15 protein-coding genes are annotated in these 16,575 nt (G+C 63.8%); 5 read left to right on the top strand and 10 right to left on the bottom strand.

Annotated features, from left to right (window positions below):
• The first annotated feature begins 6 nt into the window (after window positions 1-6).
• The 5 genes from P0D70_RS06840 (at window position 7) to P0D70_RS06820 (ending at window position 4,172) form a co-directional block, all read left to right on the top strand.
• Window positions 7-1,191, top strand: coding sequence for a lipid-transfer protein (locus tag P0D70_RS06840; RefSeq protein ID WP_091804505.1), 1,185 nt, complete (start codon window positions 7-9; stop codon window positions 1,189-1,191).
• Window positions 1,192-1,218: 27 nt separating this feature from the next.
• Window positions 1,219-1,659, top strand: coding sequence for a MaoC family dehydratase N-terminal domain-containing protein (locus tag P0D70_RS06835; protein WP_408183806.1), 441 nt, complete (start codon window positions 1,219-1,221; stop codon window positions 1,657-1,659).
• A gap of 12 nt (window positions 1,660-1,671) precedes the next feature.
• Window positions 1,672-2,088: a MaoC family dehydratase gene (locus P0D70_RS06830; protein WP_091804511.1), complete on the top strand. Its 417-nt coding sequence runs from the start codon at window positions 1,672-1,674 to the stop codon at window positions 2,086-2,088.
• 25 nt (window positions 2,089-2,113) lie between these two features.
• On the top strand, window positions 2,114-2,938 hold the full coding sequence (locus P0D70_RS06825) for an SDR family NAD(P)-dependent oxidoreductase (protein WP_091804514.1): 825 nt from the start codon (window positions 2,114-2,116) through the stop codon (window positions 2,936-2,938).
• A 157-nt stretch (window positions 2,939-3,095) separates the two neighbouring features.
• Window positions 3,096-4,172: an MBL fold metallo-hydrolase gene (locus tag P0D70_RS06820; RefSeq protein ID WP_408183799.1), complete on the top strand. Its 1,077-nt coding sequence runs from the start codon at window positions 3,096-3,098 to the stop codon at window positions 4,170-4,172.
• A 73-nt stretch (window positions 4,173-4,245) separates the two neighbouring features.
• Here P0D70_RS06820 and P0D70_RS06815 read toward each other — a convergent pair whose 3' ends face one another.
• The 10 genes from P0D70_RS06815 to P0D70_RS06770 form a co-directional block, all read right to left on the bottom strand.
• Complete coding sequence (locus P0D70_RS06815; protein ID WP_408183797.1) at window positions 4,246-5,190, bottom strand: electron transfer flavoprotein subunit alpha/FixB family protein; 945 nt, start codon at window positions 5,188-5,190, stop codon at window positions 4,246-4,248.
• Between the two features lie 10 nt (window positions 5,191-5,200).
• Window positions 5,201-5,950 (bottom strand): electron transfer flavoprotein subunit beta/FixA family protein, encoded by a 750-nt coding sequence (locus P0D70_RS06810; protein ID WP_408183795.1) that lies wholly within the window; start codon window positions 5,948-5,950, stop codon window positions 5,201-5,203.
• Window positions 5,951-5,990: 40 nt separating this feature from the next.
• Entirely contained in the window at window positions 5,991-7,151 is a 1,161-nt protein-coding gene (locus P0D70_RS06805; RefSeq protein ID WP_408183792.1) for a CaiB/BaiF CoA transferase family protein, read from the bottom strand.
• 208 nt (window positions 7,152-7,359) lie between these two features.
• Window positions 7,360-8,928 (bottom strand): AMP-binding protein, encoded by a 1,569-nt coding sequence (locus P0D70_RS06800; RefSeq protein ID WP_408183790.1) that lies wholly within the window; start codon window positions 8,926-8,928, stop codon window positions 7,360-7,362.
• A 130-nt stretch (window positions 8,929-9,058) separates the two neighbouring features.
• The gene (locus P0D70_RS06795; RefSeq protein ID WP_408183788.1) at window positions 9,059-10,417 is read right to left on the bottom strand and encodes an MFS transporter; all 1,359 of its coding nucleotides are present in this window, start codon (window positions 10,415-10,417) and stop codon (window positions 9,059-9,061) included.
• 344 nt (window positions 10,418-10,761) lie between these two features.
• Complete coding sequence (locus P0D70_RS06790; protein WP_408183786.1) at window positions 10,762-12,318, bottom strand: acyl-CoA synthetase; 1,557 nt, start codon at window positions 12,316-12,318, stop codon at window positions 10,762-10,764.
• Between the two features lie 89 nt (window positions 12,319-12,407).
• A complete protein-coding gene (locus tag P0D70_RS06785; protein ID WP_408183783.1) occupies window positions 12,408-13,493 on the bottom strand; it encodes an NAD(P)H-dependent flavin oxidoreductase in 1,086 nt (361 codons plus the stop codon).
• On the bottom strand, window positions 13,486-14,280 hold the full coding sequence (locus P0D70_RS06780) for a crotonase/enoyl-CoA hydratase family protein (RefSeq protein ID WP_408183781.1): 795 nt from the start codon (window positions 14,278-14,280) through the stop codon (window positions 13,486-13,488). The genes P0D70_RS06785 and P0D70_RS06780 overlap by 8 nt, the downstream gene beginning before the upstream one ends.
• An 87-nt stretch (window positions 14,281-14,367) precedes the next feature.
• Window positions 14,368-15,366 (bottom strand): acyl-CoA dehydrogenase family protein, encoded by a 999-nt coding sequence (locus tag P0D70_RS06775; protein ID WP_408183779.1) that lies wholly within the window; start codon window positions 15,364-15,366, stop codon window positions 14,368-14,370.
• A 26-nt stretch (window positions 15,367-15,392) separates the two neighbouring features.
• Window positions 15,393-16,550 (bottom strand): acyl-CoA dehydrogenase family protein, encoded by a 1,158-nt coding sequence (locus tag P0D70_RS06770; protein WP_408183777.1) that lies wholly within the window; start codon window positions 16,548-16,550, stop codon window positions 15,393-15,395.
• Between the last annotated feature and the right edge of the window lie 25 nt (window positions 16,551-16,575).

Here is a 16,575-nt window from a genome sequence, read left to right as displayed (position 1 = left end):
AGTGATATGACTCGTAACGTGTTCGTCGCCGGCGTCGGCATGATTCCGTTCAAGAAGCCCGGCACCAGCGACCCGTACGACGTGATGGGCGCGGGCGCCGTGCGCGAAGCACTGGCCGATGCCGGAATCGACTACGCGGATGTGCAGCAGGCCTACGCCGGCTATGTGTACGGCGACTCGACCTGCGGTCAGAAAGCGCTTTATCACGTCGGCATGAGCGGCATTCCCGTCATCAACGTGAACAACAACTGCGCGACGGGTTCGTCGGCGCTGTTCCTCGCGCGTCAGGCGGTGCAAAGCGGCGTGGTCGATTGCGCGCTCGCCGTCGGATTCGAATTCATGCAGCCGGGCGCGCTGTCGTCGAAGTGGAGTGACCGTGCGCCGGCGCTCGAACGTGCGCTGAATCTGGTCAACGAACTGGTGGATCGCACCGATCTGCCGAGCGCGATCCGTCAGTTCAGCGGCGCGGGCCGGGCTCACATGGAAAAGTACGGCACGAAGCTGGAAACGTTCGCGAAGATTCGCGCAAAGGCGAGCCGGCACGCGGCGCGCAATCCGCTCGCCGTGTTCCGCACCGTCGTAACGCCGGAAGAAGTGCTCGCCTCGCCGATGATCTGGGAAGGCGTGCTCACGCGTCTGATGGCTTGCCCGCCGACCTGCGGCGCGGCCGCGGCCATCGTGGTGTCGGAGGAATTCGCCCGCAAACGCGGCCTGCGCACCGACGTGCTGATCGCCGGCCAGTCCCTCACCACCGATCTGCCTAGCACCTACGACTCGCGCGACATGATCCGCGTGGTCGGCTTCGACATGACGCGCGCCGGCGCGAAGCTCGCTTATGAGCAGGCCGGCGTCGGCCCGGAAGATATCGACGTGATCGAACTGCACGACTGCTTCGCGCAAAACGAGCTGCTGACCTACGAAGGTCTGGGTCTGTGCGGAGAAGGCGAAGCGGAAAAACTCGTCAACGACGGCGACAACACGTATGGCGGCAAGTGGGTGGTCAACCCGTCGGGCGGTTTGCTGTCGAAAGGGCATCCGTTGGGCGCGACCGGTCTTGCGCAGTGCTACGAACTGACACATCAGTTGCGCGGCACGGCCGAGCAACGGCAGGTGGAAGGCGCGAAGGTCGCGCTTGCGCACAATCTGGGGCTCGGCGGAGCATGCGTCACGACCGTGTACAAGGCCGCGTAGTGCGCCACCTCTATCGGAGTGTCCGACATGATCGATAAAAAACACATCGGTAAAGTCATTCCCGCGTTTCGCACCCTGACCGACGCGGCCCGGCTGCGGTTCTTCGCCAAGGCAACCGGCGAAACCAACCCGGTCTACTTCGACGAATCCGCTGCCCGCGACGCGGGTCACCCGGGTCTGCCCTTGCCGCCCACGTTCCTGTTCTCGCTCGAACTGGAGCAGCCGGACAAAAGCTGGCGCGACGAGATCGGCATCCAGGTTGCGCGCATCCTGCATGGCGAACAGTCGTTCACCTATCACCGGATGGCCTACGCCGGCGACGTGCTGCTCTTCGAATGCCACATCGCCGACATCTACGACAAGAAAGGTGGCGCGCTCGATTTCGTGGTGCGCGAAACGCGCGTGACCAACCAGAAAGGCGAGCATGTGGCCGACATGCGCAGCGTGCTGGTCCACCGCAACGGCTGAGAGGAGACACGAATGAGCACATTGAGCTTCGACGACGTCAAGGTGGGCGACACGCTGCCGCCGCTGACGCTCGCGCCGATCGACCGCACGACGCTGGCGCTCTTTGCCGGCGCTTCGGGCGATCACAACGCGGTCCACATCGACCTCGACTTCGCGCGCCGCAGCGGCATGCCCGACGTATTCGCCCACGGCATGCTGTCGATGGCGTATCTCGGACGCTTGCTGAACGCCTGGGTCGATCAGCGGCAACTGCGGCAATTCGGCGTGCGCTTTGTCGGCATCACGCATCTCGGACACCGGATCACGTGCAGTGGCCGGGTCGTCGAGAAGTTCGAAGCCGAAGGAGAGCGCCGCGTGAAAGTAGAGATTCGGACGGCCAATCAATATGGCGAACCGCGCGTCCTCGGCGACGCCGTGATCGCCCTGTAACCTGCATCAATCAAGGAGACAACACATGGGAAAGCTTGACGGCAAGGTGGCGCTGGTCACCGGTTCGGGTCGCGGCATCGGCCGCGCGATCGCCGAGAAACTGGCGAGCGAAGGCGCACGCCTCGTGATCAACGACCTCGACGCCGATCCGGCGCACGAAACGGTCGAAGTGCTGAAGAAGATGGGCGCGGAAGCAGTAGCGTGCCCTGGCAACGTAAGCGCACCGGATTTCGCTGAGCGTTTCGTCAACACGGCGATGAGCACGTTCAAGAGCATTGACATCATCGTCAACAATGCGGGCTATACGTGGGACGACGTGGTCCAGAAGATGACCGACGAGCAGTGGTACGCGATCATCGACTGCCACATGACTGCACCCTTTCGCATCCTGCGTGCGGCGTACCCGCACATCAAGGCGCTGCATGCCGCCGACAAGGAAGCCGGCCGCGACGTGTACCGCAAGATCGTCAACATCTCGTCGACGTCCGCGCTTAACGGTAACGCCGGGCAGATGAATTACTCGTCGGCCAAGGCCGGCGTGATCGGCATGACCCGCGCGCTGAGCCGCGAATGGGGGCGCTTCAACGTCAACGTGAATTGCGTGGCATTCGGTCTGATCCACACCCGCATGACCTCGGCTGATGCGAAGGCAGGGGCGACGGTCTCGATCGAAGGCCGGGATATCCGCGTCGGCCTGAATCCCGAATTGCTCAAGTCGCACGCGCAGCGCAATCCGCTCGGTCGCGGCGGCACGCCCGAAGAAGCAGCCGGCGGCGTCTACCTGTTCTGCTCGCCCGAGTCGAACTACATCACCGGTCAGACCATCGCGGTCGCAGGCAATCTGCAGTAATCCCACACGGTCCCGGCACTCGACCGGGCCTCGTCTGCGCTGGCATGTGTCGTCACGCATGCCGGCGTTTGCATTTCAACGACCGGGTGTACGGACTTCGCGCCGTCTACTTACTCGCCCTGTCGACTGGCCGACGTCTTCCGGAGCCAAACCAATCATGACCGATGACACCCGCGTCGCGCCGACCGGTAGCGCGCTTCCTTCCGTGAGCTATCCCTTCGAGTCGCCGCCAACGTCCGGCAACGTGTTGGAGGTTGCGCCAGGTGTGCAATGGATTCGCATGCCGCTGCCCTACTCGCTCGATCACATCAACGTGTGGACGATCGCGGACGGTGACGGCTGGGCTATCGTCGACACGGGAGCACGCACGGATGCCGCCACGGCCTTATGGCGTCGCCTTTGCACCGAGTCTTCCGCGAGCCGCCCTGTCACGCGCGTGTTCGTCACGCACATGCACCCCGATCACGTGGGAATGGCAGGCTGGCTCACGCGGACTTTCGACTGCCGTCTGTGGATGACGCGCCTCGAATACCTCAATTGCCGCGTCGCCGCGTCGGACACCGGCCGCGAGGCGCCCGACGACGGCGTGGCGTTCTACCGCCGCGCCGGCTGGAGCGCGGCGGCGATCGAACTCTATCGCGCACGCTTCGGCCGCTTCGGGCAGCATATTCATGCGCTGCCGGACAGTTTTCGGCGCCTGCATGACGCGGAGGAAATCGTGATTGGCCGGCACACGTGGCGGGTGATCGTCGGCACCGGCCATTCGCCGGAGCACGCGTGTCTGTATTGCCCGGAGTTGAAGGTGTTGATTTCCGGCGATCAGGTGCTGCCGCGAATCTCATCGAATGTCTCGGTGTATCCGCTCGAACCGGACGCCAACCCGATGGCGGACTGGTATGCATCGATCGCAAAACTGAAGGAGCAGGTCCCGGACGACGTGCTCGTGCTGCCCGCCCATAACGACTGTTTCCGCGGCCTGCATGCGCGGCTGGATCATCTGCGACGCAGCCAGGACCGCAGTCTCGATCGGTTGCGGCAAGCGCTCAGCGAACCGCGGCGCGCCGTCGACGTGTTCGGTGCGCTGTTTGCGCGCAGGGTCGGCGAAGAGGATATGTCGCAGATGAGCCTCGCGACAGGCGAGAGCCTCGCGTGCCTGAACTACCTGATCGGGCGTGGTGAAGTTCGGCGCGAACTTCGTAATGACGGGACCAACTGGTATTCGCTGGTGTCGTAAAAATGCAGAAGGGGGCATCGCCGTGCGACGCGGCGATGCCCCCTTCTTGCCTTCCATGCTGCGTTGAGAAGCCTCAGATCGCGCTGACCAGTTGCGGCACGGCATCGAACAGATCGGCTTCCAGGCCGTAATCGGCAATGCTGAAGATCGGCGCCTCCGGATCCTTGTTGATCGCGACAATGACCTTCGAATCTTTCATGCCCGCCAGATGCTGAATCGCCCCCGAGATTCCGCACGCCACATACAGTTGCGGCGCGACGATCTTGCCGGTCTGGCCCACTTGCCAGTCGTTCGGCGCAAATCCCGCGTCCACCGCCGCGCGGCTCGCGCCCAGCGCGGCACCGAGCTTGTCGGCGAGCGGTGTGAGGACTTCGTTGAATCGATCGCTGCTGCCAAGCGCCCGCCCGCCGCTCACGACGATCTGTGCACCGGCGAGCTCCGGCCGGTCGCTTTTCGCGACCACGCGTTCGACGAAGGTGGACAAACCACTGTCCGCAACCGCGTCGACCGTTTCAATGTGCGCCGCGCCGCCTTCGGCCGGCACGGCATCGAATCCCGTCACGCGCACGGTCAGCACCTTCACCGGGTCGCTGCTTTGCACCGTCACCAGCGCATTGCCCGCGTAGATGGGACGCTGGAACGTGTCCGGACTCACCAGCCGAACGATATCCGAGACCTGCGCCACGTCGAGCAGCGCCGCGACGCGCGGCGCGACGTTCTTGCCAGCGCTAGTGGACGGAAACAGGATATGGCCGTAACCCTCTGCGAGCGCGACAACCTGGGCCGCGACATTTTCGGCGAGACCGTCGCCGAGATGCGGCGCGTCTGCGTGAAGCACGCGCGCAACACCTGTGATCGCAGCGGCGGCTTTTGCCGCACCGGTTGCTTCATGTCCGGCTACGAGCACATGAACCTCGGCGCCGCAATGCAGGGCGGCCGCAACCGTGTTCAGCGTGGCGGTCCTGATCGAAATCTGGTCGTGTTCAGCCACGACCAGCACTTGATTGGATGCAGTCATATCGATTCCCTCAGATGACTTTCGCTTCGTTCTTGAGCTTCGCGACCAGCGCCGCGACATCGGGCACCTTCACGCCTGCACTGCGCCCTGCCGGCTCCGTCGTGCTGAGCGCCTTAAGACGCGGCGCGACATCCACGCCGAGTTGTTCCGGCGTGACGACATCGAGCGGCTTTTTCTTCGCCTTCATGATGTTGGGCAGCGTCGCATAGCGCGGTTCGTTCAGGCGCAAGTCGCTCGTGACCACCGCCGGCAGCTTGAGCCGCAACGTCTCGAGCCCCCCATCGATTTCGCGCGTCACCGTCGCGCAATCGTTCGACACCTCCACCCGGCTTGCAAACGTGGCCTGCGGAAAACCAGCGAGCGCCGCCAGCATCTGCCCGGTCTGGTTGCAGTCGTTATCGATCGCCTGCTTGCCGAGAATCACCAGCTGCGGTTGCTCCTTGTCGACCAGCGCCTTCAGCAGCTTGGCGACGGCGAGCGGCTGCAACTCTGCATCCGTCTCGACCAGAATGCCGCGATCCGCGCCGATCGCCATCGCCGTGCGCAAAGTCTCCTGAGAGGCGCTCGTGCCGCACGACACCGCGATCACTTCGCTGACCACGCCTTTTTCCCGCAGACGCACCGCTTCTTCGACGGCGATTTCATCGAACGGATTGATGCTCATCTTGACGTTCGCCAACTCGACGCCAGAGCCGTCCGACTTGACTCGAACCTTGACGTTGAAGTCCACCACGCGTTTCACCGCGACCAGTACTTTCATCTTTTGTCTCCAAACCCAACTTGTCTTTTCTGATGGCGCTTTACGCTTCAGGCCGGTAGCCCAAGCCGTGATCGCGCATGCGTGCAACAGCGGCTTCGTCGAAGCCCCAATCGCGTAATGCGGCCAGGCCGTGTTCACCGCGCTGCGGGGCCGGCTTCGCGATCGTCGAAGGCGTCGCGGAAAAGCGCGGCGCAGGCGCCGGCTGCACGACACCCGCTACCTCGACGAAGCTGCCGCGAGCACGGTGTTGCGGATGCGCCGGCGCTTCCGAGAAGCTCAACACCGGCGCAACACATGCATCGCTGCCTTCGAACACCTCACACCATTCGTCACGCGTGCGCGTGAGAAAGGCCGCTGCAAATCGTTCGCGCAGCACGGGCCAGCCGCTGCGATCGTGCTGTGCCGGCAGGCCCGCTTGCGCGAGGCCGAGCTTCGACAGAAGCTCCGCGTAAAAGCGCGCTTCGACCGCGCCAACCGCCATGTAGCCGCCGTCTTTCGTGCGATAACTGTCGTACCAGGGCGTGCCGCCATCCAGCAGATTGCTGGCGCGCTCTTCCCGCCAGTTACCCGAGGCGAGCAGACCCCAGATCACCGAGCCCAACTGCGCCGCGCCTTCGATCATCGCGGCGTCGACGACCTGGCCCGCGCCGCCGCGCTGCACGTTGAACAATGCCGCCACCACACCCAACGCCAGCAGCATGCCACCACCGCCGTAGTCGCCCACGAGGTTCAACGGCGGCACGGGCGGCTCATCGGCGCGGCCAATGCCCGACAACACGCCGGACAGTGCGATGTAGTTCAGATCGTGGCCTGCCCGCTCGGCTAGCGGACCCGTTTGCCCCCAGCCGGTCATGCGCCCGTACACAAGGTGCGGGTTGCGAGCCAAAGCGGCTTGCGGTCCAAGCCCGAGACGTTCCATCGTGCCGGGGCGAAACCCTTCGATCACGACGTCGGCGCGCGACATCAGATCCAGCGCGGCCTCGACCGCCTGCGGCTGCTTCAGATCGAGCGTGACCGAGCGACGGCCGCGCCCTGTGACGTCCGCACGCTTGCCGTTGGTCTTCGGCCCCAGATCGGCAGGTGGAAGCGGCCGGTCGATACGCAAGACATCTGCGCCCATATCGGCCAGCAACATGGCGCCGAAGGGCCCCGGACCGATCGCCTCGAATTCCAGCACGCGAATACCGCTCAAAACACCCATCGTCCCTCCACTCTGCGTTTTGCATGACGGTGCGCCGCGCGCACCGTTATTGGTTGGCACCCACCGTTGAAGTCGGCCCTGCCTGAGTAGAAGTAAGCCAGAATGCGCGCAAACCGGCACCACCCCGGTCGGGTAGCAGGGCGGGTCAATCTAACGGCCACTGATATAGCGCGAGCTCTTTTGACAAGACGCTGAACCGCCGCTGTCGCTAGCTGACCTGACGATCCTGACCCACCCAGTACTTTGCGCGAATGGCTTTCTTGTCGACCTTGCCGATCGCCGTCAGAGGCAAAGCAGTTTCGAAGAATAGAGTCTTCGGCGCCGACACGACGCCCTTGCGCGCAGCAACGAACTCGATCAACGCGCGTGCGCTCACCGTCGCCTGTGGTTTCAGCACGACCACGGCGGTCACGGCTTCGCCCCACTTCGGATCGGGCACACCAATCACGGCAGACATGGCCACCGCCGGATGGAGCGCGAGACAGTTCTCCACTTCGCTGGAATAGACGTTGAAACCGCCGGAAATAATCATGTCCTTGGCCCGGTCGACCAGATACACATAGCCCTCTGCATCCCTACGTGCCATGTCGCCCGTGTGCAGCCAGCCACCCGCGAAGGCTTTATCGGTTTCGTCAGGCCGGTTCAGGTAACCCGACATGACCAGCGATCCACGCACGCAAAGCTCGCCGACCTCGCCGGCCGGCACTTCCGCGTGATCGGCGTCGAGCAGTCTGACTTCGTTGCCGGGAAGTACACGGCCACAAGAAGCCAGCAGATGCGGCCTCGCAGGATCGTGCTCGTCCGAGCGCAGATAGCTCACCGTCATGGGGGCTTCCACCTGACCATAAATCTGCCCAAAGATCTGACCGAACTTCTGCAGTCCCTCCTGCAGACGCGCGGGCGTGATAGGAGACGCCCCGTACCAGAGGCGTTGCAGACTCGCCAGGTTGTAGTCGCCGAGGACCGGCGACTCGAGCAGCCCGTAGATCTGGCTGGGAACAAGAAACGTGCAATTAATGCCGTGGGTCTGAATAGTCTCGAGGAATCGCTCCGGGTGGTACTTGTCCATAAAGAAGACCGTGCCGCCGCGTAGAAAGGTGGGCAGGATGAACGCGCCCGCTGCGTGGGAGATCGGCGTTGCCGCGAGGAAACGAGGCTGCGCCGGCCATTCCCAGCACGCCAGTTGCTGCAGTGTCATCGTTACGATTGCGCGATGCCGTTGGAGCACGCCCTTGGATTGCCCAGTTGTGCCTCCGGTATAGGAGATCTTGGCAATGTCGTCGGGCTGGGCGTCATATTCCGCTTCGGAAGGGCCCATGCTGGCCGAGGCCACCTGGATATCTGTGCCAAACGCAGACGGACCCAGCGTGAGCACGTGCCCGACGATACCGAGGCGTGCCAATGCGGCCCCGCGCTCGGCATAGCGGGCGGTGTCCACCACCAGCACTTTCATTCCGCTATCGCGCAGCACATACGCATGATCATCCTCAGAGCCAAGCGGATGCAACGGGATAAGACGCAGTCCGAACAGTTGCGCGGCGATCAGCACGACCACCGCATCAGGACTGTTGCCTGACAATAGCCCGATGCCATCCTGGGGGCGAACTCCGACGGACTCGAAATAAGCCACCATACGCTTGCAACGGCAAGCAAGCTCTTCATAACTTAGCCGCACGCCATCACCCACGAGGGCTTCGCACGACGCAAAGGCCTTAAAGACCGAACGGTACAGCGCGCCCACCGTGGCGCCTTCATGGGGGGCAATCTTGCTGGGCATTTCAACGTCCTTTTTGCTGTAGTGCTCGGGCACACGGGAGCTGACCGGTGCCCGGGATCGTTGCGCTGCCTCGCGCGAGGCAGCTTATACAATCGACCCACGCCTGAGCGCGCGACGGTTCACGCGAGGTTCACGCGAGATTCGACGGGTATTCGACCGGTGCGGAGCCGTCGGTTACGGAACGTTTCAGCCACAGCGCCACCGCCTGGATCAACAGTGGAATCGCCAGCAGCGAAAACACCGTGCTCACGTCGAGGTTGAATTTCAGCATCAACCCGCCTGCAACCGGACCCAACATACCGCCGAACCGGCCCATGCCGGTCATCCACGACACGCCGGTCGCGCGGCCGCTGGTTGGATAGAACGACGCAGCCAAAGCCGCCATCGACATCACCGCGCCATTCACGCACACGCCGGCAGCAAACGTACTGACCGCGAGAAGCATGAGACTGCCCTTTTGCTCGCCGAGTAGCCAGATGGCCAGCGCCCCGCCGGCAACGGCAATCGCCACGACGCTGTTCTTCTCGAAGCGCCCCATCAACCACCCCAGGCAAAGGGTGCCTGCCATACCGCCTAGCGAGAACAGCCCGGTAATGAAGGAAGCCTGACTAGTGGTAACGCCGCTGCCCCGAAGCAACAGCGGCATCCAGCCGTTCAACAGGTAATACACAAACGCAGCACAGAAGTAGGCGCACCACAGCATCAGCGTACCGAACCGGAAACCGCGCGACAAAATCACTGACACGCCCTGCTTTCCCCGGGTTTCCACGTCCTCTGAAATCACGAAGTGAGCCCCGTCGAAGGATGTATCGGGGGCGATGCGTCGCAACACAGCTGCCACGCGCTCTGACGGCAAGCCTCGCGATACCATGAATCGCAGCGGCTCGGACAGCACGAATATCGACACTACGGCGAGGACGAGCGGTACCACGCCGCCGACGACAAAAATGCTCGCCCAGCCAAACGCGGGGACCAGGACCGCCGCAATCAGTCCACACGCCGCCGCGCCCAGCATGACGCCACAATTCACAAAATTGACGAGAAGCGGACCGCGGCGAGTTGGGGTGTATTCGTACACAACCGTTAACGCCACCGGCATCGCCGCCCCCAACCCCAAGCCGGTGATAAAGCGCAGTGCCGCGAGTGCGGCAACGCTGCCGGCCAACGCGGTCAGGATGCTCCCGATTGCGGACGTCATCATCATGAGGATCAACACCCGTTTAGGGCTGCTCCAGTCTGAGAGCGCCCCCCCGAGCAGCGCGCCAGCCGTCATTCCCAGCACGCCGGAACTCATTGCAGTGCCCAGTTGGGCTTTCGTGATATGCCACTCGCCAATGAGTGATGGCGCCGCATAGCCGATGGCGGCAATGTCATACGCGTCGACTGTGAGAATCAGAAAACACAAGGCGATGACGAGCCATTGATAGTGCGAGAAGCTTCGGTTGTCGATGAACTGCTTTACGTCTATTGTCTGCGATGGCAAATGCATGCCCGTCTCCTATTCTTACCGGTCCGCAACATTCACGGAGTTTTAGAAATATCGTCATTCATGCCACGCGGAATGAGTGAACTGCCAACCTCATTCGAGTGCTACCGGGAACATCAAGCAGGCAATTCGATTCCGCCTGGAAGGTTTGTCGCATCCTTAGATCCACGCCCGTCGCTCCGCTTGCCATGTCCATCAGCGTCATTGACAGAGCGACTTCCTCACAGATTTTCCTCCTTTTGTATTAGTTATACTTATTTAAAAAATAACAACTCAATCCATTCGGTATGGGTAGTCCTGGTGTCCTCAACCACATCGAACGCCATGGCGCGGGATGGCGAGGCTGGTCAATTAATGTTGCGTTGCCTGCCCGCCCAGTACGGCGCACGGATGTCCCGCTTCAGAACCTTGCCGGCAGCCGACAGCGGCAGTTGCTCCCGGAACTCGACGGTCTTCGGGCACTTATAGGCGGCGATGAACAGGCGGCAATGTCCGCGAATATCGTCTTCGCTGAGCGTCTCGCCAGGCTTGCAGACCACCACGGCATGCACGGCCTCGCCCCACGTGTCGTGCGGAATTCCGATGACCGCGCAGGCGGCGACCGCGGGATGCCGCGCGATCACGCTCTCCACTTCGGCGGAGTAAACGTTCTCGCCACCGCTGACGATCATGTCCTTGATGCGGTCCACGATGTAGAGATAACCCTGCGCGTCCATGTACGCGCCGTCGCCGGTGTGCAGCCAGCCGTCGCAAACGGCCTGCGCGGTCTCCTCAGGCTTCTTCCAGTAGCCGGCCATGACGTTCGGTCCGCGCACGACGATCTCGCCGACCGTGCCGCGCGGCACTTCCTCGCCGTCGCTATCGACCACCTTCACCATCAGTCCCGGCAAGCCGCGACCGATCGAGCGGTACAGGCCGCTTTTGCGGCCCGCTTCATCGTGGTTGGAAGGTGAGTTCGCCGAAATGCTCGGACACGCCTCGGTCATCCCGTAAGAATGCGCGAGCTGCAGATTTGGCAAGGCTTCGATCAGCCGGTCCAATAGCGTTTCCGGGATCGGCGACGCGCCGTAGGTGAGGCGCTTCAGGCTGGTCAGATCGGTGCGGGCAAAGTCGGGATGATTGAGCACCGTCTGGATCATGGTCGGCACGAGCAGCGTGTCGCTTACGCGCTCCTCGCCGATCGCCTTGAGCACCTCGTCCGCGTCGAAGGCCGGAATGACGACGTGCGCCTCGCCGGCGATGAACTGCACGAGCGCGCGTCCGAGCCCGGCGACATGGAAGAACGGCGCCGCATGCAAAACCGCGCTATCGGGTAAGGGCGCGGACTCGGCAATCCGCATGATGCACGACGACCAGACGTTCAGATGCGTCTGCATCACGCCCTTCGGAAAGCCGGTCGTGCCACCGGTGTACATGATGCACGCGAGATCGGCGCCACCACGGCCGGCGTCAGGCATCGGCGCAGCGGCCGCGATCAACGCGTCGAACGAGAGCATGCCGGGCGGCGCCGCGCCGTCGCCGGCATGAATCAGGATCGGCGCGGTCCGGGCGAGCGCGCACACTTCCGGCGCGATATCGGCGAAGTGGTCGTCGACGATCAGGATGCGCGTGTCGCAATCGTTCAGCGAATAGGCGATCTCCGCCACGCTCCAACGAATGTTGACCGGGTTCAACACGCCACCGCCCCACCACACGCCCATTACGTATTCGAGGTAGCGGTCGGAATTGAGCCCGAGCATGCCGATGCGATCATCCGCTGCCATGCCGATTCCACGCAACGCGGCCGCCAGACGCGCGGCCCGATCCGCGAACTCGCGAAACGTCCGCCGACGTCCCTTGAACGAAATCGCCACCCGGTCCGGGTTCTGCTGAAGCGAGCGATGCAGGCCCTGGGTCAGATACATGCTGGTCTCCTTGGCTGTGTATGAGCGTTTAAGGCCGCCGTGCTGCGAACCTCACCGGATCTCGCGCACGCACGCGAGGCAAGAGGTGTTCAGGCCACGGACATGGACGCAGGACACGAGCGCGCGTCCGCGCCGACAACGCGCTGCGCGAACGCGTGTGCTGCCTGCGCCGCGTCGCCGATCAATTGCTCGACGATCTGCGCGGCCGGAACAATCGCGTCCGCGAAGCCGCCTGCCGGTCCGAGCGACACGATGCCGGCCTCCACGTCGCCGTCCTGATAGACGCGTTGCCGCGTCCGCGACGACAGGATCAGATCGCCGAAGTCACTGTGCCGGCGAGCACCCGCGGCTTCGAGCCGCTGGACCTCGCGCGCCGCCTCGTTATCCAGCACGCGCCAGGTGTCGCCGAGCGATGCGAGGATCGCGGTCGAGCAATGCGCGTCGGCGGCGACAATGCGCTGCTTCAACGCATCGTGTGCGGCGATTTCCGAGGCGACCATGAAGCGGCTGCCCATCACCACGCCGTCGGCGCCTAGCGCAAGCGCGGCGGCAATCTGACGACCGTTGCCGATACCGCCGCCGAACACGAGCGGAACATGAATCTTCTCTAGCGCATAAGCCCCGTTCACGAATGCGGAAAGCTGATTGGCGCCGGGATGGCCGCCTTCTTCAAGGCCGACCAACGCGAGTGCATCCACGCCGAGGCGCTGCGCGCTCACGGCATGGCGCACGCTCGGGCATTTGTGAATCAACACACCGCCGCCCTGTCGAATCGGCTCTACCAGTTGCTCGGGCGACGCGCCCGCGCTTTCAAAGTGACGCACGCCCTCTTCGAGCGCGATCCTGATCCAGTCGGCGACGTCACGATTCAGTTCGGCGCGGCGCGACAACGTCAGATTCACGCCGAAGGGTCGGCCCTCGGTCAGCGTTCTGCAACGGCGTAGATCGCTGCGCAGTGCATCCGCACTGCTGAACGAGCGCGCGGTGATAAAGCCCATCGCACCCGCGTTCACCACCGCCGCGACAATGCCCGACTGGCCGAGGTGATGCATGCCGCCGAGCAGGATCGGATGGCGAATGCCGAAGCAATCGGTAATGCGTGTGCGAAAGCGCTGCGTGGTTGCCGGCTCGCGAGCGCCGTCGCATGCCAGACGATCGGCGGTCGCTCTATCCATTGAACGACGGCGACCGTTTCTCGATGAACGCCGCAACCGCCTCGCGATGGTCTGCCGTTTGATGCGAGAGCGCCTGATAAGCCGCCGACATTTCCAGTAGCGTATCCAGCCGGCAATGCATGCCTTCGCGCAGTAAGCGCTTGGCCAGCCGCACTGCGTGAGGCGGGTTGGCGGCGATCGAACGCGCGAGGCCTTGCGCGACGGTGAGGAGTTCGCCGTGTGGCACGACGCGGGAAACCAGGTTCCATTCGAGCGCCTGTTGCGCGTCGATCATCTGGCCCGTGAAGGTCAACTCCGCGGCGCGCGATAAACCGATGATGCGCGGCAGCAGCCACGCGCCGCCGTCGCCGGGAATGATGCCGAGCTTGACGAAGCTCTCGGCGAATTTTGCAAGCTCGGACGCAATGCGGATATCGCACATGCAGGCAAGGTCGAGTCCCGCGCCGATCGCCGCGCCATTCACGGCGGCAATGACCGGCACCTCCAGATTGAACAACGCCAGCGGAAGTTGCTGAATACCGCGCCGGTAGTCCTGGCGAATCTCCATGCCGGGCAGCGTGCCCGACGCATGCCGTTCCATGTCGTGGATATTGCCGCCCGACGAGAACGCCGTGCCGGCGCCCGTCAGGATGACGGCCCGCACGGAACGGTCGGCTTCGATGCGCGCGGTCGCCGTCAGAAACTCCTCCACCGCTGTGTTGCCGGTGAGCGGATTGCGTCGTTCCGGTTCGTTCATCGTCAGCATGACGATGTGTCCGTCCTGTTCGTACTTCAGAAATTGGCTCATAGAATGTCTAATCGTCTCCGCTGCTGTATAGGTTTTCCGCTGACGCCGGAGCGGCGTGAGCAGATGCGCTCTCTGCCGTTCGCCTCTTCATGCGGCGGCGCATGGCGCGGTTCGCGCGAAGTCCGCGAACGTGCCGTGCTGCTGCGCGAGCACCGCGTTCCCCACCATGCGATTCCAGAATGCCTCCGAGCCGTCCGCCATGCGCCATTCATGCAGCCTGCGCGTATAGAGCTGGAGATCGTATTCGGCGGTGACGCCGATTGCGCCATGCAACGCATGCGCCGTCGACGCCACCAGCGGCACCGCCATGCTCGTGCGCGCTTTGGCGATCGCTGTCGCGAGCCGCTCGGGCACGGCGCCCGCGCCTGAGAACGCCAGTTCGGATGCCATCCCGGCCGACGCCACGTGCTGGGCCATCACGCTCAACTGATGCTGCACCGCCTGAAATTTGCCAATCGACTTGCCGAATTGCGAGCGATCGTTGCAGTACTGCAGCGTCATGGCGAACACGCGATCCATCGCGCCGGCGATAGCGGCCGCATGGATCGCAGCACTGAACCGCAGCACCTCTTCGCCGTTCGCGCCGAGCGGCGCGGGCACGGCATCGATGCCCCAACGCAGCGTGCCGCTAAAGCTGCCGTGCACGCCGCAGGGTTTGCGTTCGGCTCGCGCGGCGTCGAGCAGCAGCAAATCACCGTCGACATTGGCCAGTACGTGGTCACAGGTCATGCCGAACGGCACCTGAGGCGCCTCCAACGCGCCATTCTCGCCACTGCGGCAAGCGCCGGCGAGCGTCGTCATGTCGGCAGGCGCTGCGACTCCGGTGCCGCGCAGAAGCGCGCGCGCCGCGATGCTCTGTGCGAGCGGCACGGGGACCGCATAGCGTCCAAGGGCCGTGAAAACCGGCGCGCTTGCCGGCAAGGACAGTCCGGCGCCGCCGTCGCTTTCCGGCGTCAGCAACTCCAGAAAGCCGGCCTCCCCCACTGCGTTCCAGATAGACGCGGGCGCGCCGCCGTTCTCGATCGCGCGGATCGCTTCGGGGGTTGCGCGGTCGCGCAGAATAGCTTCAATGGCTTCGGTGAACATGCAGGTCTCTTCCTCGTCCAGATGGGTTAGCGCAAACCAAGACCGCGCGCGATCATGCCGCGCAGCACTTCGCGCGTGCCGCCGCGCAGCGAGAAGGTCGGCGAGATCTGGCTGAGGTAGGCCACCGTGCGATACAACTCGGGATCGATGGTCTGGGCAGGGTCGGCGCTGATCGCCGCTTCCAGTTGCGCGGGAATGGCCTGTTCGAACTCGGTGCCGATGTCCTTGACGAGCGCCGCCTCGACCACCGGGCTTTCGCCATGCGCGAGTCTCGCGGTCACCGCGATCGACAGGCAGCGCAGCGTGGCCAGTTGCGTTGCGAAGCCGCCGAGCAAGGCGAGGTCGGCGTCGTTCGCGCCGTGGCGGCGCAGTTGCGCGCGCCAGCAGTCGAGCAGCACCACGCTCGAATAAAGCCGCTCAGGGCCGCTGCGTTCGAAAGCCAGTTCGGCTGTGACCTGCTGCCAGCCGGCGCCTTCGTCGCCGATCAACGCATCGTCGGCTAGGAATACGTTGTCGAACGTCACTTCGGAGAAGTGGGCGTCGCCAGTGAGATCCACGATCGGCCGCACGTCGACGCCGGGCAGCGACAGATCGACGATGAACTGCGACAGCCCCTTCTGCCGATCCTCCGGCACGCCCGACGATCGCACCAGCGCGATCATGTACTGGCAATGCTGCGCGTTGGTCGTCCAGATCTTGCGCCCGGTCAGACGCCAGCCGCCGTCGCAGCGCACCGCACGGGTTCGCACGCTCGCGAGATCGGAACCCGAGTCGGGCTCGCTCATGCCGATGCAAAAGAACGCGCTCGCAGCACAGATGCGCGGCAGGTAGAAGTCCTTCTGCGCCTCGGTGCCGTAACGCAGAATCAACGGCCCGCTTTGACGGTCGGCGATCCAGTGTGCCGCGACCGGCGCACCCGCGGCCAGCAGTTCCTCGACCAGCACGAAGCGTCGGAACGCGTCCATGCCCGCGCCGCCGTAACTCGCCGGCAGGGTCAACCCGATCCAGCCGCGCGCCGCGAGACGTCGGCTGAACTCCGCGTCGAAGCCCATCCAGGAACGGGCACGAACATCGTCCGGCGCCGCTGGCAGGTGCTCGTCAAGAAAGTGCTTCACGTCCGCACGGAACGCTTCGGCCGCGGCGGGCAGCGCCGTCAGGTGGAAAGCATCCAACAGGTTGTTCACGTCTCACTCCAGATTTTTGTAGTCG

The sequence above is a fragment of the Paraburkholderia sp. RL17-381-BIF-C genome (assembly GCF_046026435.1).
Classification (GTDB): Bacteria; Pseudomonadota; Gammaproteobacteria; order Burkholderiales; family Burkholderiaceae; genus Paraburkholderia.
This window is presented reverse-complemented; position numbering and strand designations above follow the sequence as displayed.